15 protein-coding genes are annotated in these 17,915 nt (G+C 55.0%); 5 read left to right on the top strand and 10 right to left on the bottom strand.

Annotated features, from left to right (window positions below):
- Window positions 1-76: 76 nt before the first annotated feature.
- The 3 genes from mnmE (at window position 77) to ACB028_RS18770 (ending at window position 4,129) form a co-directional block, all read left to right on the top strand.
- Window positions 77-1,438 carry a tRNA uridine-5-carboxymethylaminomethyl(34) synthesis GTPase MnmE gene (mnmE, locus tag ACB028_RS18780; RefSeq protein ID WP_371144927.1) on the top strand — a complete coding sequence of 454 codons (1,362 nt, stop codon included), beginning with the start codon at window positions 77-79 and terminating at the stop codon, window positions 1,436-1,438.
- Window positions 1,439-1,601: 163 nt separating this feature from the next.
- Window positions 1,602-2,741, top strand: coding sequence for a site-specific integrase (locus ACB028_RS18775; RefSeq protein WP_266135161.1), 1,140 nt, complete (start codon window positions 1,602-1,604; stop codon window positions 2,739-2,741).
- 183 nt (window positions 2,742-2,924) lie between these two features.
- Window positions 2,925-4,129, top strand: a protein-coding gene (locus ACB028_RS18770; protein WP_266135160.1) for an IS3 family transposase whose coding sequence is annotated in 2 segments (ribosomal slippage) — window positions 2,925-3,243 and window positions 3,243-4,129 — 1,206 coding nt in all. Because the reading frame shifts where the segments join, the coding sequence is not laid out codon by codon here.
- Window positions 4,130-4,373: 244 nt separating this feature from the next.
- Here the strand turns inward: ACB028_RS18770 and repC are convergent.
- The 9 genes from repC to hsdR form a co-directional block, all read right to left on the bottom strand.
- Window positions 4,374-5,153, bottom strand: a complete 780-nt coding sequence (gene repC, locus ACB028_RS18765) for a replication protein C, IncQ-type (protein ID WP_266135159.1) — start codon at window positions 5,151-5,153, stop codon at window positions 4,374-4,376.
- 46 nt (window positions 5,154-5,199) lie between these two features.
- On the bottom strand, window positions 5,200-6,051 hold the full coding sequence (locus ACB028_RS18760; protein WP_266135158.1) for a helicase RepA family protein: 852 nt from the start codon (window positions 6,049-6,051) through the stop codon (window positions 5,200-5,202).
- 7 nt (window positions 6,052-6,058) lie between these two features.
- Window positions 6,059-6,394, bottom strand: coding sequence for a helix-turn-helix domain-containing protein (locus ACB028_RS18755; RefSeq protein WP_266135157.1), 336 nt, complete (start codon window positions 6,392-6,394; stop codon window positions 6,059-6,061).
- Between the two features lie 235 nt (window positions 6,395-6,629).
- Window positions 6,630-7,232: a hypothetical protein gene (locus ACB028_RS18750; RefSeq protein WP_266135156.1), complete on the bottom strand. Its 603-nt coding sequence runs from the start codon at window positions 7,230-7,232 to the stop codon at window positions 6,630-6,632.
- 20 nt (window positions 7,233-7,252) lie between these two features.
- Complete coding sequence (locus tag ACB028_RS18745) at window positions 7,253-8,038, bottom strand: hypothetical protein (protein ID WP_266135155.1); 786 nt, start codon at window positions 8,036-8,038, stop codon at window positions 7,253-7,255.
- A 204-nt stretch (window positions 8,039-8,242) separates the two neighbouring features.
- Window positions 8,243-9,211 (bottom strand): Abi family protein, encoded by a 969-nt coding sequence (locus ACB028_RS18740; protein ID WP_266135154.1) that lies wholly within the window; start codon window positions 9,209-9,211, stop codon window positions 8,243-8,245.
- Window positions 9,211-10,968: a restriction endonuclease subunit S gene (locus ACB028_RS18735; RefSeq protein ID WP_266135153.1), complete on the bottom strand. Its 1,758-nt coding sequence runs from the start codon at window positions 10,966-10,968 to the stop codon at window positions 9,211-9,213. The genes ACB028_RS18740 and ACB028_RS18735 overlap by 1 nt, the downstream gene beginning before the upstream one ends.
- Window positions 10,968-12,443: an N-6 DNA methylase gene (locus tag ACB028_RS18730; RefSeq protein ID WP_266135152.1), complete on the bottom strand. Its 1,476-nt coding sequence runs from the start codon at window positions 12,441-12,443 to the stop codon at window positions 10,968-10,970. The genes ACB028_RS18735 and ACB028_RS18730 overlap by 1 nt, the downstream gene beginning before the upstream one ends.
- Window positions 12,444-12,563: 120 nt before the next feature.
- On the bottom strand, window positions 12,564-15,011 hold the full coding sequence (gene hsdR, locus ACB028_RS18725) for an EcoAI/FtnUII family type I restriction enzme subunit R (protein WP_266135151.1): 2,448 nt from the start codon (window positions 15,009-15,011) through the stop codon (window positions 12,564-12,566).
- A gap of 738 nt (window positions 15,012-15,749) precedes the next feature.
- On the opposite strand from hsdR, the gene ACB028_RS18720 reads away from it, so the two are divergent.
- Window positions 15,750-16,073 (top strand): hypothetical protein, encoded by a 324-nt coding sequence (locus ACB028_RS18720; protein WP_021231525.1) that lies wholly within the window; start codon window positions 15,750-15,752, stop codon window positions 16,071-16,073.
- Here the strand turns inward: ACB028_RS18720 and ACB028_RS18715 are convergent.
- The gene (locus tag ACB028_RS18715; protein ID WP_107683433.1) at window positions 16,070-16,687 is read right to left on the bottom strand and encodes a recombinase family protein; all 618 of its coding nucleotides are present in this window, start codon (window positions 16,685-16,687) and stop codon (window positions 16,070-16,072) included. The genes ACB028_RS18720 and ACB028_RS18715 overlap by 4 nt on opposite strands.
- A 604-nt stretch (window positions 16,688-17,291) precedes the next feature.
- Between ACB028_RS18715 and ACB028_RS18710 the strand changes: the two genes are divergently transcribed.
- Window positions 17,292-17,720 (top strand): DUF86 domain-containing protein, encoded by a 429-nt coding sequence (locus ACB028_RS18710; protein WP_151286436.1) that lies wholly within the window; start codon window positions 17,292-17,294, stop codon window positions 17,718-17,720.
- Window positions 17,721-17,915: the final 195 nt, after the last annotated feature.

The raw sequence follows: 17,915 nt of genomic DNA, 5'->3' as shown, positions 1-17,915 counted from the left end.
TGACAAAAGAGGCGGCCTTCGGGCCGCCTTTTTTATTACAATGTCCACCAATTACCGAACAAACGAGCCAAGCAAGATGACTACAGATACGATCGTGGCCCAGGCCACCGCCCCCGGCCGTGGCGGCGTCGGCATAGTCCGGGTCTCCGGTCCCGCCGCCGAACAGGTGGCCGAGATAGTACTCGGCAAACGCCCGCGAGTGCGTTACGCCGAATATCTGCCGTTCAGGGATGAGCAAGGCGAAGTGCTGGATCAGGGCATCGCCCTGCTGTTCAAGGCCCCCAACAGCTTCACCGGCGAAGACGTGCTGGAGCTGCAGGGCCACGGCGGCCCGGTCATCATGGACATGCTGGTGCGCCGCATCCTGCAGATCAAGGGGCTGCGCCCTGCCCGCCCCGGCGAGTTCAGCGAGCGCGCCTTCATGAATGACAAGCTGGATCTGGCCCAGGCCGAAGCCATCGCCGACCTCATCGAAGCCTCCAGCGAGCAGGCCGCCCGCAGTGCCATGCACTCCCTGCAGGGGCAGTTCTCCGGCAAGATCCAGCAGCTGGTGGAGAGCCTGATCCGCCTGCGCATCTATGTGGAAGCGGCCATCGACTTCCCGGATGAAGAGATCGATTTTCTCTCCGACGGCAAGGTAGCGGGGGATCTTTACTCCATCATGGGGTCGCTGGACGAGGTTCGCAGCGAAGCCAGGCAGGGCGCCCTGCTGCGGGAAGGGATGAAGGTGGTGATCGCCGGTCGTCCCAACGCTGGCAAGTCGAGCCTGCTCAATGCCCTGGCCGGGCGCGAGTCCGCCATCGTCACCGAGATCGCCGGTACCACCCGCGATGTGCTGCGCGAGCATATCCACCTCGACGGCATGCCGCTGCACATCATCGACACCGCCGGTCTACGCGATACCCAGGACAAGGTGGAGCAGATCGGCATTGAGCGTGCCTGGGCCGAGATCGAACAGGCCGACCGGGTGCTCTTCATGGTGGATGGCACGACGACAGATGCGGTGGACCCGCGGGAAATCTGGCCGGAATTTGTTGATCGGTTGCCAAAAAACATCGGCCTCACCGTTATTCGTAACAAGGCTGACCTGACCGGTGAAGATCTGGCGCCGAGCGAGGAGCTGGGCCACGCCGTCTATCGCATCTCAGCCAAGACCGAGCTGGGGCTGCCCGCCCTGCGCGAGCACCTGAAGGCCTGCATGGGCTTCCAGGGCAACACCGAAGGAGGCTTCATGGCCCGCCGCCGCCATCTGGACGCGCTGGAGCGTGCCGCCGAACGACTGCTGGTGGCCAAGGAGCAGCTGGAGGTATTCGTCGCCGGTGAGCTGGTGGCCGAAGAGCTGCGCCTGGCACAGGAGTCCCTCTCCGAGATCACCGGCGAGTTCAGCTCAGACGATCTGCTGGGCCGGATCTTCTCCAGCTTCTGCATCGGCAAGTAATGTGGTGAAAAATCAGCAATAAAAAGCAGCCATAAAGAACATAAGGCATTGTAAATGCTGGACTTTGTTTTTTTACTGGCTGTTCTTGCCTGATCTTGTTTCGTGAGAATTTACCCCGAGAGTACCCCGAAGTAACCTCTTGGGGTACTTTTGGGGGACACTCATGAAGATCAGCATCGAATACCGCGCACCGGACGCCGAAGGCAAGCGCGCTGCTCGCTTAACCTACTACGCCGGCTCCTACCTTGACCCAGCCACAGGCATCCGCAAGCACAAACGCAGCAGAGAGACCCTGGATCTCTTCCTGTACGACAAGCCGCGTACCCCAGCACAGCGGCTCCACAACAAAGAAACCCAGCGAGCAGCCGAAGCCATCCGCGCCAAGCGGCTCTTCGAGTACGAGACAGGTAAACACCATCTGGATTTCTCGAACGCCTACAAGGCCAGCTTCTTCGAGTACTTCCAAGAGGTTACTGACCAAAAAGCAGCAGGCAGCAAGAGCAACCATTCCATCTGGATATCAGCCCTCAAGCATTTACGCCAGTTCCATAAGCTGCCAGAACTGACTTTCGAGGAAGTAGATCAGCTGTTCTTGGAGGGTTTTCGGCATTACCTGATGCACAAAGCCCGCACCAAAAGCGGCACGCCACTGAGCCGCAACACCCAAAGTGCCTATTTCAACAAGTTAAGGGCAGCCCTGAACCAGGCAGAGCAGGAGCGGCTGCTGATGGATAATCCGGTACGACGTGTCAAAGCTATCCAGGGGGAGAAGAACAAACGGGTTTACCTGACCGAAGACGAGGTACGAGCGCTGGCCCAGGCCGAGTGCCGGTACGACATTCTTAAGCGCGCCTTTCTGTTCTCTTGTTGCACTGGCTTGCGCTGGTCCGACATTCACAAGCTGACCTGGGCCGAGCTGGAGCCCTTCTATGGCCATTACCGTATCGTCTTCACCCAGAAGAAGACCAGCGGCCTGCAATACCTGGATTTGAATGACATGGCGATGCAGCTGATGGGGCGCCCAGGCAAGGCAACAGAGCGGATCTTCAAGGGCCTCAAGTACTCGGCTTGGCACAACATGGAGCTCACCCGCTGGGCGTTGCAGGCGAGTATAACCAAGAAGGTCACCTTCCACAGCGCACGCCATACCTTCGCAGTGATCCAGCTTAACCGCGGCGTCGATATCTATGCCCTCTCCCGCTTGCTGGGGCATAGTGAGCTGAGAACAACAGAGATCTACGCCGACATCCTTGAATCACGGCGCCGAGATGCCATGCTCGATTTCCCCAATGTTTTGGAGTGATGGAAGATGGGACGCACCCTTGAAGAAATCCTGGCCAGTGAAAAGCCTGAGGTAATTGCAGCCGCCAGGCAGCAGGCGGAGCAGTTGCTTGGTAGATTGGCCCCTTGAAGATCCAGACACTTCGCCCCTCTTAACTTAAGAGGTAGTCTTGGAACTATGTTCAGTACTAGTCGCAACGAGAAGATGGTCGAAGTGTTAACAGGGGCTGAGCGCCGTCGACGCCGGACTCCGCAGGAAAAGATCTCCATCGAGCAGCAGACCTTTGAGCCCGGAATGACCGTCTCTCATGTCGCTCGCTTGCACGACGTCAACGCCAACCAGCTTTTCAAATGGCGTAAGCAATTCCAGGAAGGGTCTCTCACGGCGATCACCGCCGGTGAGGATGTTGTTCCAGCCTCCGAGTTGGCTGCTGCCATCAAGCAGATCCGAGAGCTCCAGCGTCTGCTCGGGAAGAAGACCATGGAGAACGAGATCCTCAAAGAAGCCGTGGAGTATGGTCGAGCAAAAAAATGGATTGCGCATGCGCCCTTGTTGCCGGGGGACGACGATTAAGTGCTGTGAGCCAGGCCCTTAATGTATCGCGTGCGCAGCTATCCGTTCGTGTTCATCGAAAACCAGGTTGGCAAGATGGTCGTCATCATCGCCAGCATGATGATGCTGCCTTACTTGGCCGGATCATGGAAGCGATGGCTGAGCTTCCCTCCTATGGGTATCGCCGAGTCTGGGCGCTGTTACGGCGTCAGTCAGAGGCAACACGACAGCCTGTGGTAAACGCCAAACGGGTATATCGCGTTATGCGCGATCATGGCCTGCTGCTGGAAAGAAAACCGGCGGCACCATTGGCCCAGCAGGCACATAAGGGGCGTGTTGCCGTCAAAGAGAGCAATCGACGTTGGTGCTCAGATGGCTTCGAGTTTCGCTGCGATAACGGTGAAAAACTACGAGTCACGTTCGCCATGGACTGCTGTGACAGGGAAACCTTGGACTGGGCTGCCAGTACCGGGGGTTACGACAGTGACACAGTGCAAGATGTCATGCTGAGGTCTGTCGAACGACGCTTCGGGGATGCGTTGCCGGCATCACCGGTGGAGTGGCTGACTGATAATGGCTCGGCGTATCGCGCCCATGAGACCCGCGCGTTTGCACGAGAAATCGGGTTGGAGCCCAGAACGACTGCGGTGAGAAGCCCACAGAGCAACGGTATAGCGGAGAGCTTCGTCAAGACGATGAAGCGAGACTATATCGAGATGATGCCGAAACCAGATAGCCGAACAGCGGTAGGCAACTTGGCCATCGCGTTTGAGCATTATAACGAACACCACCCGCACAGCGCCTTGGGATACCGTTCACCTCGGGAATTTCTGCGCAGTCGGGTATCACAACCCTAAGCGGGAAAAAGTGTCTGGATCTATGGGGTCAAATCCACTTGGCCAGCAACCAAAAGAGGCAGAACCTGGCCAGGAAGAGCCAACAAAAGCGCCGGCGCCACCCAGCGCTGGCGTAGATGATCTTAGATAATCTAGATCGGATCTCAGGATCGCCCTGCAGCCCAAGTGGCACCTGGCTTTAACTGATTAGGCCTGTGACCAATATCGTGAACTTTGTGACCACTTTCGTGATAGTCCGTGACCATTATCGTGATAGCGCAGGCCGACCTATGGTGAACCGCCCCTTGGCATGTTCACTGATTGACCAACCCAGTTCAGCCAGTTCATCCAGTGCCTTGCGGACTCGCGATTGCCGCTTGCGGTGGGTGGCCATGTTTGCTTCCTCAGGAAAGACATAAGCGACCAAGGTGTCTAACTGCACCACTCTACTCTGGCCACCATCCACCCAGGCACATAGCCGCTGATGCAACAATCTGGTAATGCTGCCACTCAGGCGCCGCACCTCTGTCATGTCGATACGAACATGGCGGCCAGTGCCCATAATGGCGGAGGTCAGCAAAGGATTGAGCGCCACAAAGAGCCCGTCGGTCAGGGCATCGCTGGCATAGTTCGCCAGCAAACGAAAACCGCTGCGCTGGCCTGCCACCTGCGCTATCACCGACACCTTCCACAACCGCTCGACACAGCGGCGCACTGTATTGGTGTCACGAGGGTTGGCGTAGCCAACCTCCTTGGCCAGTTTGCGCAGGCTGCTTTTGACCACCAAGACGCGTTGCTGATTGGCGGCCCAGCGAGGCTCTAACAGGGTCCGTAAGGTGTTACCCTCCCCAGTAGCGGCAATGGGTTCGATGATGGCGCTGTAGTCCTCGATACCAGCCAGGGCAACCAGCCCCTGAAGCACGCGAAGGTCATCGGCACCCAGCGGCTCTGGCCCGGAAAACTCAATCTGATTGCCCCCACCGAATCGATACACCACATCCAGCTTGTCTCGGCGGCGCTGGCCACGAGAGATGGCTCTGAACAATCCTGGAGCCAGGCAGTGCATATGGTCGTGCCGGGCATGGGTCAATTCAAAGCAAGACACGTTTGCCTCCCGCTCGGCGTGCTACGTCCAACCTGGCAGGGCGCAGCAGGCCATCCTCTTCTCGCACTAGCCAGCGCTCTGGTAACGGCGGCATATAATTGCTTTTACTGACCCCAAACCGCACGTAGCGGTGGCTCTGCTGTGCCGATACCCCAAGCTGCTGCGCCTCCTTCCTGGTCATGGTGGCGAGGTAGCCCTGCCAACGCACATTGTCTACCAGCACAGACGAACCACGGCTGGCCTGCTGCTGATCGCCAACCTCCTGGAAGGCGGCCAGCTTGCTGGTATGGTGCAAAAAAAGCACGGCGCACCCCTGCCCCATGGCCAGCCGTTCCAACTGACCCAGCACCTGCGTCATGGCACAGGCCGCGTTCTCGTCGGCATTATGAAAACGCCGCAGGGTGTCGATAACGATCAACCTCACGCCCTCAGCCCAAAGGGCAATCGCTTCCAGCCATTGGCTGTCCAACAGGTTGGGGCTGGTCCCCTGAAGCGGTATCAACCTAAGGTCGTGTTTAAGCGCCGCACGCAGCCCTGCATCAAGGTTCTGACCCAAGGCAAATAACCGGTGATGTAACACTGGCAGAGGGTCCTCGGCAGGCAGGTAGAGCACAGCTCCCTGTTCCAGCTTGCCAAGCTCAAGCCAGTCCGGTCCGCCGGCTATCTGCATTGCCAACTGCAGTGCCAGCATGGATTTACCGGCACCGCCTGGTGATACCAAGGCTCCGACACAGCCCACCGGCAGCCCCGGCAAAACAAAGTCGATTGGCTTGGGAGGTTCGGTAAAGGCCGCTTGAAGATCCAGGGGCCAGTGAGATGCAATGAGATCCGGCTCCATAACAGTCTCACAGCCGCCCATGGCGGGCTTGCCGCACGCGTTTGGCTACATGCTCATTGAGCTCTGCATCTGGGGAGATACGGTGAGAGAGCAGCCAGTCCAGCAGCTCAACGCGCTTGAAGTAGATCTTTTTGCCTTGTGGCTTGTAATGCGGCAGACGCTTTTCACTGGTCAGCCGGTACACATAGCAGACAGAAACCCCCAGCAACTCAGCGCACTCCTCGGCAGAAAGCACCTCTTTTTGCGCCTGTCCTTGCTGGATTACCAACTGCTTAAGCTCATAAAGCTCTTTCAGGATTGCCCCATTCGGATCACTGAAAACTGACGAATTTTGTTCGCGCATGCAGATTGTCTCCTAGTTACAAACATCAGCATGCAAGAGCGTACCGGGGACCTAACGAAATCCAGACCGCTGTAAGTGCCCGTTTTGGGCACTTACAGCGTTTTCTGGAAAATTTTCGGATGTGAAATTTAAGATGGAAACAGGAAGGGGTGGAGGTCAAATGACACTTTGGCGAGAGACCGCCAGTAAAGTCATCAGGCTCCACTAGGTTGGCTATCCCAAGCCAACCACAGGCTCAGCGATGGTTCATTTCTTTGATCCAATCAGCCACGCTATCAGGGTCGGCAAGCAGCTGGGCGAGCGGCAGATGATTGGAGCAGATCTCAAGCTGATGACATTTGTCACTTTGCTGCCAGTCAGGTTGATGAGCAGGCCAGCTAACCTGCTTGAGCAGATCCCAGAAGTGGTTATTACTATCCTGCAGGCAACGGTACAGATTCACTTCAACCACTGCGTTACCAGACAATTGCAAAGGATCGGGCTGGCCCTTCGTACTTGTACGCAAGGTTGAGTTTTGACGGAAATCATCATCGATATAGAGGCGAAAAATCAGCGTCTTATCACCTTTCAGAGCCGTATCGCTATTCCTGTCCCGGTAGGCGTGATTCGATGCAAACAGTGGCAGATAGTCCCATGCCCAGCTGCTGGATGGGCGGGTTCCTGAGCGGCAGGGGCGGCTATTTTCGCTGGGCTCCCAATACCAGAACTCTGCGTCCAGCGCCTGACTGGCGATCTGATCGAATAGCGGGAGGATACGCTGATAAAAACCGGCGGCGAGTCGGTGAGCTTGTTGCAGTTGGGTCACCAGCTGGGTGGCCTGTTCAAGATCGTGTGGCATGACGGCATCCTTAGCCAAAGTCAGTGATTCAAAAAAGAGAAATCGGGGCGAGATAGGTGCAATGTCCCGGCATAGTCGAGCAGAGCAGCCCAACCAGTAGGCTCAGCCGGTGGGGGCGTTTCCCGCTCAGACATCCCCCCGCAATCCAGATCCAGCTGCCTTGCGTAGGCAAACAACGGCGCCCATTCAGGCACCACCGGGGCCATGCCAAACAGCTCAAACGCCTGCAGCCACTCATCGCGAATGGCGCGGTCCTGTCGACAACCCTCAACAAACTCGGAGGCAGTTTGCAGATAGCGGCGCAGTGGCTCCCATTCACGCAAGGTCATCTGGATAAAGCGTTCGGGCAGATCGGGGGGAGACAGCGGAGCGACAGGGATATTGCCAAGTGCCACGTAATAGAGTCGGTCTTCATAGTCATCAAACTCGGCTTCACTGACCACAGCATTGACCTGCGCCAGCCACTGCTCCCGATACTGGTCACCACCGAACGAGGGCTTCACCTCGATAACCACTAGCGCGTCGCCAAAGTGGAGCAGCACATCGGGCTCGACATAACGGCGATCCTGCAGCGATGTCAGTTTTGGCCACAGCTCCAGCCGTTGAAAGGTGGCCGGGTCTAGCGGATTGTCACCGAGTAGAAAGCGCAGCACGGCCCCCAAAGCACCGTCCGAGAGGTGGGGCAGACGGCCAAAGAAAGTAGCAGTCAGCAGATCTTCACTGCCTTTAAACAGGTCGCGCCAGCGCAGAGACTCCCCTTCCCGCTCGATGCGGCTAGCTTTGTTACGTAAAATGGCATGCAGCATCGCAACTCCTTGTCATAAAACAAAAAAGTATCAGCACTGATATGCAGAAAAAACCGTTTTATCTGTCCCAGACCATCAGGTTCTCTGTCTCAATTTGAGACAAACAGTTTGACTATCCTGTCGACTGGACATAGTCTTATCCGCAACACGACCCCGGCCTCTTGGTTGCTTTGCAACTTACGCTGGGGTTCTTATTTGGTGGATTTACCACCACTCCTGCCAGTTCTCTATGTACCCCATGTTTGCCAATCCCAGCTTACGCACCGACTTTTGTGTGGGGAACGTCAGCAGATGATCCCGCAGGCGCAGATGCCACTGGGTATTCGGGCAAATCACCTTGAGTAGATGCCGTGTGATGGCCAGCAACACGAATGGCTTAGCAAGCCGCTCATCGTCTTTTGCCAGGAAATCGCACCATTGCACCTCTCTTGGCTTGGGCAACTTCACCTGCGTCGTCACGTTGCGGTTCCAGAGGCGGCTATGATGGGCGCAGATATTGCGCAGATAACTGAGGCCGTAGATCCAGCTGGCAAACACCTGCCAGTCCAGACCGTATTTGCTGGCGATATGCTGCTGATCCGACACCTTCATCATGCCGATCAACTGCGAAATAGCGCCAAAATCAAATACCTCCACCGCCACCCAGATCGGTAGCTCCTCACCATGGCGCTGATGGTAATGGCGCACAAAATCCTCTTTGGAGCGCTTTACCAACCCCCGGTATTTCTCCATCCACGCCTCAAAGCGGGTCTGGTGACTCCCCCTGAATGCGGGCTGCCGGATAAAACTGGGGTGGAAGTAGCTGCGATCGAGGTGAGCAAAGGTATTTCGCTTGCCAAGGAGATAGGCAAGATCGACCCGCAAGGCCACCTCGATCCGCTCCAGCGCATCCACTACCAGCAGGCGCAGCTTCTTGTCGAACAGATATAGCTCCACCGCATCCAGCAGATGGGTGTCGGGGCAAAACTGGTCAGTCGCTCGGGTCTCCCGTTTGCTTTCACCCTCAGCCGCGGGTTCAAAGCGGCGAAACGGGTACCAGTAGCCGCTTAAACGGTAATAGCCGATCCGCTCCAGATAGCTCAGTGCGGCCTCTCGGTCGGTGACCGTGATACCGCGCCCAATCAGCAGATCCAGTTGCTGTTGATAACTAAGCCAAGGGCGAGCGTAGGGCATCAGGCAAGGGCTCCTTCCGCCAGCGACTCGGCCAGCGCAAGCTGGGTCTGCTGGCTGGTTTGCAGGCAAGATTTTAGTTGGTCGCAGAAAATTAGTAACGCCTTTACTTTAGACACAATCTTGTGCTGCTCAGCAATGGGCGGCAATGGAAACTCTATTGGTGCTAATCTATAAGCACTTAGGTGTGCAATATTAGTTGTTTGCGTTGATGCCTTTTGGAATCGACCAGAGTGAAGACAATAATGAAAATATAGAAGCGCATACTCTGGCGTAATTAAATTAGATGTACGATATCTTAACAAAGTGTTTTGAAAGCATGCACCAGGTACTTCACCATTATATATAGAAGCGCGTCCAACTAACTCTAGACTCTGTCCTTCATTTAATAAAATGTCACCAGCTTGTAACCTGAAAATCTCTTGCTCAGTCGGCGTGAAGTTCATTTCCTTCACATCAGATACATCAATGTAACCTTCATAGACATTAGCAACCCTAAGGTATGGGGTCATATGCTCCCCATTATGATTTTTAGGAGATCGCTGTCGACCTAATTTTATTTCACCAAGCTCTGCTACTCTGCTCCATCTCCAACTAGTAGGAAGTTTAAACGGCATTTCATCTTCACTAATCGCAGGTAGCGGTTTCTCTTTTTTGATTTTCTTCTCTTTGACCAACTGCGCCTTTTCGGCGGTAATGCGCTCCAGCAGGGCGGAGGCGGGTTCATCGCTTGGGTCTTGCGGTACCAGCTTACCCATTACTGCCAGTTGCAGGATGGTCTGTTTCAAGGCGTCGATGCTGGCCTCAGTGGTAAAGAGGGTATCAAAGTGAGTGCTTAGCCGCGCCCAGTTTTGCGCCAACTCGTCGGCATCGCTGGAGTCTGTCAGCGTGGCGAGCAGGGTCTCCACCAGCGTCTGATGGGCCGCCAGCTGTGATTCGCTGCGCTGATCCAGCTGGTCGCAGAGAGCCATTAGTTCATCGACTTTGGCGACGATACGGAATTGCTCATGAAGTGGAGGCAATGCCATAACAAAACTCCGGATATTTCCTAGAGAGACGAAGGACTGAACCGCACCAGACGCTTCCTTACGAAATATATTTTCTGCAAACTGTAGAAACAGCAGTAAAAACGAAGGTGAGGATAGCTCACTTAAGTAATATTTAAAGAGAGCAACATTTTTGATGCTAAACTCTCGCTTTGTATTAACAAGCACAGGATTACCTATGCTTCCAATCATTGCGAACAGGATGTCATTTTTTTCAACTGCTGAACGCTCAGATATTTTTTTGTGGTCATCCTCAGATATATACTTCACATCAGAAAAATCTAATACACCGCTTGATATGTTTTTGCTTGTAATTAAAGGGTAACCTTGCTCACAATATCTTGGTGTGTCATGAGTACCATCTCTCACATCATACACATCAGTAAGTCTTGCCCACTCCCATCCCTCCGGCAATTCAAACAGCTTTTCTTCCTCACCAATCTCCGGCAACGATTTGGCCTTTTTTATCTTGCCTTCTTTCACCAACCGCAGCTTTCCGGCGGTAATCCGTTCCAACAGCACGGAGGCCGGTTCATCGCTGGGGTCTTGCGGTGCCAGCTTACCGCGCACGGCCAGTTCCAGGATCAGCTCACGCAGCTTTTTGATGCCGATCAGTTCCAGCTTGCTGTTGCTACAGCGCCCGGCACTGCTTTTTGGGCGCACCGCCGCAGTCCAGAGATCCAGGTGGTCGGTAATCAGCTTCTCGATCGCCATTATGCCTGTCCTCCTTGCTTGCCCAAGGCCTCGCCCAGAATTGCTTTAAGCTGGTCACGCAAGTTTTGGATCCCGGCCTGCTCTGTGGCATAGCGCGCCAGCAGCTCGTCAGGGTCATGGCTTATCTGCTCGCCGACATGGGGGTTTTTGATATCGAGGTTAAAGTTGCGCTCGATAATGGTGTCGATGCTGACCTTCCAGGCTTGCTCGGTCTCTACCCGGGCGGCAAAGCCGTCCGCCTCATCGCCCCACCAGGCGATCTCGGCTTCAAACTCCTCGAACTTCATCGGCTTGGTCTTGCTGTAGTTTTTCACCCCAGCCGGATAGGGGTGCTCGTAGAACCAGACATCCTTGGTGGGCGCTCCCTTGGTGAAGAAGAGAATATTTGTCTTGATGCCGGTATAGGGGGCAAACACGCCGTTGGGCAGCCGCACTATGGTGTGCAGGTTGCACTCGCTGGTGAGCAGTTGCTTGATCTTGGTTTTGACCCCTTCGCCAAACAGGGTGCCATCGGGCAGCACCACGGCGGCACGACCGCCCTTTTTCAGCACTTCAATAATCAACTGCAGGAATAGATCGGCGGTTTCGCGGGTGCGCAGATCGGCCGGGAAGTTCTGCTCGATGCCATCTTCTTCGGTGCCGCCAAAGGGCGGGTTGGTGAGGATCACATCGATATCGCTGTCCCAGCTCGACAGCGGCTTGTCGAGGGTGTTGCCGTGACGGATCTGCACCGGCACCTCAATGCCGTGCAGCAGCATATTGGTAGTGCAAAGGAGGTGCGGCAGCTGCTTCTTCTCGACCCCCAGGATCTGCTGCTGCAAGGCCTGATGGTCAGCCGAGGTCTCGACATAGTGCTCTTTGACATGATCGAAGGCGCAGGCGAGAAAGCCGCCGGTGCCACAGGCCGGGTCCATGATCCGCTCGCCGAGCTTGGGGTCGATGCGGTTGACCATAAAGCGGGTAACGGCACGGGGGGTATAGAACTCGCCCGCGTTACCAGCGCTTTGCAGGTCGCGCAGGATCTGCTCGTAGATGTCGCCAAACAGGTGGCGTTCGCTGCTGTCGGTAAAGTCGATCTCGTTGAGCTTGTTGATCACCTGCTTAAGCAGGGTGCCGTTCTTCATGTAGTTGAAGGCATCAGAGAACGCCTCTTTCACCACATAGCCACGGGGGTTGAGACTGATATTGGCAGGCTGATTTTTCAGGCTGTCGAACAGATCGTTGTTAACGAAATCGAGCAGGGCATCGCCGGTCAGTCCTTCGCTATCGGCCGCCCAGTTGCGCCACAGGAAGCGCTCGGGGATGGGGCAGCGGTAGTTATCCTGCTCAAACTCCAGCTCCTCTTCCTGGGCGTCGAACACTTTCAAAAACAGCAGCCAGGAGAGCTGGCCGAGACGCTGGGCATCACCGTCAATACCGGCGTCCTTGCGCATGATGTCCTGAATGGATTTGATGACTGAGCTGATGGATGACATGGGGTTCTCTGCTTTTTACAAAAATGGTGACGAATACAGGGGCGAATGCGTCAGGAGTATCGATAAAACAAGCGGCCATCATTGGAATGGCCGCATGGTAGTTCAGAAGCAGTCAGGTCGTCAGGCGCTCTGCTGCTCACGGTAAATTTCTTGTTCCAGTTCGGTGATGGCCTGCTCGAACTGTTTGGGGCCACCAAAACCCTTCTTGGCCAACTCCAGCGGGCGACCCAACTCGGTAAAGGGGGCCACTTTTAGCGCATCCTTGGTCTCAATCTCGGTCACCCCCTGATCGGCATACTTGTCGAGCAGTCTGGTAAGAACCTGCTGGGCGGTGTCGTTGTACTTGGTGAAGTAGTTGCGCTTTTTGACGTTGTTGGCCCGCTCGCGGCGGGTCAGTGGCGGCTGATCGTATACCACATGGCAGATAAGGTCGAACGGGTCGAGCTCCTTGCCCACTTCCTGCTCCAACACCTCCCACAGCACGCCCGCCTGAGCCAATTCATCCATGATGGCTTGCTTGCGTTCGGCGGCTTGCCAGCGTTTGGTGAAGGCATCGAGGGTGGCAAACTCTTTGAGCAGGGTCTTCTTGGTGTAGTCCTTGAAGGATTCGGTCACCAACTTGCCATCGGCATCGTAATACTGCACCCGCTCGGCGATGACGCTGACCGCCACGCCGTTGACATAATACTTGCCGACCCCGGGCTCGGGGCCACCCAGCGGGCCTGCGCCCTGGCCACCATCACTACCGGTTGTGTAGCTGCCGGGTTGTTCATCGACTCCGGGAGCAAACGGATCGTCATTGTCGCCGGGTTCATCGGTTGGCAGCAGATCGGCATCGCCGATGATATCGCCCAAGCCTTCATCCGGATTGTTGATGTCTGCCGGTTTGATCACCATGACACGCTCCGGCTCGCCGTCGAAACGGGGATCGGCAAACAGCTCGGTGGCCTTCTTGAAGTCGAGAATGGTGAACCAGAGCTTGCCGTACTTGTCATCGATGCGGGTACCACGGCCGATGATCTGCTTGAACTTGGTCATGGACTGGATATTTTGGTCCAGCACAACCAGCTTGCAGGTTTTGGCATCGACGCCAGTGGTCATCAGCTCGGAAGTAGTGGCGATGACCGGATAGGGCTTTTTCGGTTCAATGAAGTTCTCAAGCTGCCCCTTACCCAACTCATCATCGCCGGTGATTTTCATGACGTAGCGTTCGTCTTTAGCCATCTGCTCGGGGTTGAGGTTGACCAACGCCCGTCGCATCCGGTCGGCATGATCGATGTCGTTGCAGAACACGATGGTCTTGGCCATCGGGTCGGTTTTCTTGAGGTAGTTGGTGATGGTTTCGGCCACCAGCTGGGTACGCTCGTCGATCACCAGAGTGCGGTCAAAATCCTTCTGGTTATAGATACGGTCTTCAATCAGGTTGCCCTGTTTGTCCATCTGCCCTTTGGTGGGACGCCACCCCTGCAGATCGACATCGATATCGACCCGCACCACCTTGTAGGGGGCAAGAAAACCATCTTCGATCCCCTCTTTGAGGGAGTAGGTATAAACAGGGTCACCGAAATAATCGGTGCTGGAGACGGTTGCGGTCTCTTTGGGCGTGGCAGTGAGACCAATCTGGGTGGCCGATGAGAAGTATTCGAGGATCTCGCGCCAGGCGCTGTCTTCGGCGGCGCTGCCCCGATGGCACTCATCCACCACGATCAGGTCGAAGAAACCGGGTGATACCTGCTTGAAGGCTTTCTGTGACTCTTCTGGTCCGGTGAGCGCCTGATAGAGGGCAAGGTGGATCTCATAGGCAGGATCGACAGTACGCCCGGTGACCTTGGCCATGGCCGAGCCAAAAGGCTGAAAATCATTACGCTTGGTTTGTTCCACCAGCGCATTCCGATCGGCCAAAAACAGGATGCGCTTCTTGGCGCCCGCCTTCCACAAACGCCAAATGACCTGGAATGCGGTGTAGGTCTTGCCGGTGCCGGTGGCCATCACCAGCAATACCCGATCCTCACCTTTCGAGATGGCTTCTACGGTCTTGTTGATGGCCTGCAGCTGGTAATAGCGGGGAGATTTGCCGCTGCCATCCGAGTAATAGTCCTGACTGATGACAGGCAACTGTGCCTGGGTGTAACCCTTCCAGGTGCAGAGTTTGTCCCAAAGCTGGCCGGGGCTGGGGAAGTCCTCCAGCGCGATCTCGGATTCCAGCTTGGCCGGATTGGTCTTGTCATGAAATACAAAGCCATCGCCATTGCTGGCAAACGTGAACGGCACATCCAGCAGACGGGCATAATCGAGCCCCTGTTGCATCCCCTTGCCAATCTCATGCTTGTTGGCTTTGGCCTCGATCACCGCCAGTGGCAAGCCCATCTTGTGATAGAGCACGATATCGGCCGATTTGACCTTCTTGCGTGCCGCCATCTGGCCGCGCACCACCACCTTGCCATCCCGCAGCTTCACCTCTTGGCGAACCTGGGTCAGGTCATCCCACCCAGCAGCCTTGATAGCAGGCAGCAGGTATTTCGAGATGATGTCGGCTTCGGTGAGGGTTGCTTTGTTGATCTCGGCCATGAGCACTCTTCCGGTCAGGGGACAATATTGCTCAATATTCTCTCATAAATTCAGCCGGGTTTTATTGATTTCAGACTCATAAAGCAACATGGGGTGCTGCTCTTGATGGCATGCCCTCGGGTCAAGGAAACGTCTGGCAATGGCGTAACTAGGTCGTAGTGAATGATTGTTGAAGGGCATCGCTTGAGTTAGTCCCATCGCCAGTTAGCCGGCTTGGCTCCCGCTGAATGCAGAGGCCAAGATTCCAGATAGATGGGAATCTGCCCCCATCAATTCCAGCACACCGGGTTTTCCCACTCACCTCAGACAGAGTGGCCAACATTCCAGAGCGAAAAACAGCACGAACATTCCAGATAGATGGGAAGGCCCCTATCAATATTCCAGGTGCTCGTTCTGAAGCGACATTCCACTATCTGGAATATCCGCACCAAGATTCCAGATAGATAGTTATGTGGAAAGGAATTGGACAGGGATTGGCCGGGGATAAGGGCGCTGATTCCACTGGTCAATAAGCCACTGGATTCCAGTACTCCAACTTTGTCACGAACGAACAAAGTCAACATTTTCAATAAGTTGATTGATTACTAAGACCTTCAGTGCCATGCTGAAATCATGTTCATTGGTGGAGTAACACGATGGATGCGTTCAGTTGGGGAATGGTAGGCTTGCTGGCCTTCTTCACGCTTGTCTTCGTGTGGAGTCTGTATAGCTACAAGGCGCATGCAAAAGAGAGACACCATGAAACCGATCGCTGATATCGCCCTCATGGCGGTGGTTGCGCTGGGCTTGATGGCACTTGGCGACACGCTGTTTGCATGGCTGCTGATCTGCCTGCCACCGGTTTACTGGTGCTGGCCAATACTGGCCTGGGCCACTAGGCGCCCCATCACGGCCAGGTTGCAGTTAATGGCTCTTGCCGCACTCACCTGCTGGCACTGGCCCGCCGGGCTGTTCACTGCGCTGAGCATCGCACTCATCTGGACAGCGAAAACCCTCAAGACAACCCCACGCCCACAGCGCAAGGGTGGGCCGGTCATCAAAAATTACTACTTCTGGAGCTAACGGCGTGTCTCCTTGGCCACACTGGCGATAAGGTACCTTGAGCAACCAAGCATCTCCTGAATCACGGAATAACTGTGGCCTGTCACCAACAGCCTAGCGATGTGCTGACGCTTCTTCTCATCCTTCTGCCTACCACGGTATTTTCCTTCATCCCTAGCCTTGGCAATACCCTGCTGCTGCCTGCGACGGCGATCTTCATAGTCTTTACGAGCGACGGCTGCGAGCATATCCAACAGCATGCCATTTACAGCCTGCAAGATGGCGCTGGTGAACTCGGAGCGGCTGTCCCCCTGTAATGCCACCCAGGAAGTCGGAAGCTCAGGAGAAACGATGGAGAGCTGTTTCTGTGCCAAAAGCTGCTTCAGTGTTTGCCAATCCGTCTGATTGAGGCGAGCCAGACGATCAATCTGCTCTACCAGCACAATGTCACGATCTGCAGCGTCGCGGATCAGCCTCATAAGCTCAGGCCTGTCCAGCGTCGCACCAGACTCATTCTCTACATAGAAACTGGCAATCTGATGGCCATGCTCAGCAGCAAAACCAATCAGCAGCTCTCGTGCCCGCTCAGCATCCTGTTCCACAGTCGATGCACGTAAATACGCCCGTATGAACATTGACCCCCCATCAGTCTGTTTAAAGTGGTTCCTACTTATTGGTTCAATATAAGTGGTTTCAATATGATTTTCGAGAGGGTCTTAAGTGGTTTTAATGGGGTATACCTTTTTAGAACCACCACATGACGATCGAAACACAACCTTTCGATAGCCTTTTGATCTGACAGCACAAACTTTAAGTGTGATCCGTCATCACAAAGTCGCTTTTGAGTTGTATTTGGGTATTTAAGCGACGTTGCTCACCATTCCTGATCTGCTGAATGGGATGCCAAAGGAGGAAATCTACAGAAGCTGGGCTTGTTCGGTGAGTCATCTTTTCGACTCACCGAACAAGCCAGCAGCCAAGCGCAGCGCGGCAGGCTATTGAACGTTACGTACAAAATCCCAACCATGTGACACCATACTGACAAGTATTCTGTCTCAAACTACCAAATGACCGTACCAAGGGGACAGCTTGCCCGAGCACCAACTGGGATCTGGCGGTGGCCTTTGCTCCGACTAAACAGAGTGGACTACTGGATACAGCACTGAAGAACTGCTGGCGCTGTAGTGCAATGAGTTCTGGGGGAAACTCTCGGTTATCGATTTAAGTAGAGAAGTAGAGATGAGCGATAACGCTTATATCGGCGCTTTGCGCACCAGCTTGTCGCGCTACCAGGCGGAGCTGTCAGAGATCCGGGCAATTCTGGCGCAGCGTACCCTTTCCAATCTGGAGTACCGCGCCGCCGAGCGAATCCTGCAGGTTTCTATCGAAACGAGTATTGGCGTGGCAAAACACTGGGCCAAAACACTGGCAGGCCATACCCCACAGGATGCCAATCAGGCATTCGAGTTCCTTGTCCTACGTGGTGAGCTATGCCCCGACACTTTGATCTGTTGGAGCAAGCTCATTGGCCTTCGCAATACGCTGGTGCAAGACTATCTGAATATTGACCCCGAGATAATTCTCAGTGTGATTACTCCTGGCTATAGCGACCAACTGTTTACGTTTGCAAAGCAAGGTCTCGACTGGTTGGCTGCCCATATTGATTGAAACTTCGACATCATCTTTCTGTTTGCCTGTTGTAGCACGTTATCAAGCGGCATCAACCCAGCCATTCGATTTGCTCAGTTGCATTGGCCAGGATAGCGTAGGGGCATTACAGCTGGTTACCGAAGGGCACGATGTTCCAGATGTCAGGCGAATCGACTACAAGGCCATTTCCGATGACGAGCTCGAGCAGATCCT

It is taken from the genome of Aeromonas sp. S9(2024), assembly GCF_041403185.1.
Lineage (GTDB): Bacteria > Pseudomonadota > Gammaproteobacteria > Enterobacterales > Aeromonadaceae > Aeromonas > Aeromonas enteropelogenes.
The sequence above is the reverse complement of the archived record's forward strand: the minus strand, read 5'-3'. Positions and strand labels throughout refer to the sequence as shown.

Coding starts and splice junctions, on each gene's coding strand:
- mnmE (WP_371144927.1), top strand. CDS start 77: ATGACTACAGATACGATCGTGGCCCAGGCCACCGCCCCCGGCCGTGGC.
- ACB028_RS18755 (WP_266135157.1), bottom strand. CDS start 6,394: ATGCGCGAACAAAATTCGTCAGTTTTCAGTGATCCGAATGGGGCAATC.
- ACB028_RS18730 (WP_266135152.1), bottom strand. CDS start 12,443: ATGTCATCCATCAGCTCAGTCATCAAATCCATTCAGGACATCATGCGC.
- ACB028_RS18720 (WP_021231525.1), top strand. CDS start 15,750: ATGAAACCGATCGCTGATATCGCCCTCATGGCGGTGGTTGCGCTGGGC.
- ACB028_RS18735 (WP_266135153.1), bottom strand. CDS start 10,968: ATGGCGATCGAGAAGCTGATTACCGACCACCTGGATCTCTGGACTGCG.
- ACB028_RS18760 (WP_266135158.1), bottom strand. CDS start 6,051: ATGGAGCCGGATCTCATTGCATCTCACTGGCCCCTGGATCTTCAAGCG.
- ACB028_RS18715 (WP_107683433.1), bottom strand. CDS start 16,687: ATGTTCATACGGGCGTATTTACGTGCATCGACTGTGGAACAGGATGCT.
- ACB028_RS18740 (WP_266135154.1), bottom strand. CDS start 9,211: ATGCCCTACGCTCGCCCTTGGCTTAGTTATCAACAGCAACTGGATCTG.
- ACB028_RS18750 (WP_266135156.1), bottom strand. CDS start 7,232: ATGCCACACGATCTTGAACAGGCCACCCAGCTGGTGACCCAACTGCAA.
- ACB028_RS18745 (WP_266135155.1), bottom strand. CDS start 8,038: ATGCTGCATGCCATTTTACGTAACAAAGCTAGCCGCATCGAGCGGGAA.
- ACB028_RS18775 (WP_266135161.1), top strand. CDS start 1,602: ATGAAGATCAGCATCGAATACCGCGCACCGGACGCCGAAGGCAAGCGC.
- ACB028_RS18710 (WP_151286436.1), top strand. CDS start 17,292: ATGAGCGATAACGCTTATATCGGCGCTTTGCGCACCAGCTTGTCGCGC.
- hsdR (WP_266135151.1), bottom strand. CDS start 15,011: ATGGCCGAGATCAACAAAGCAACCCTCACCGAAGCCGACATCATCTCG.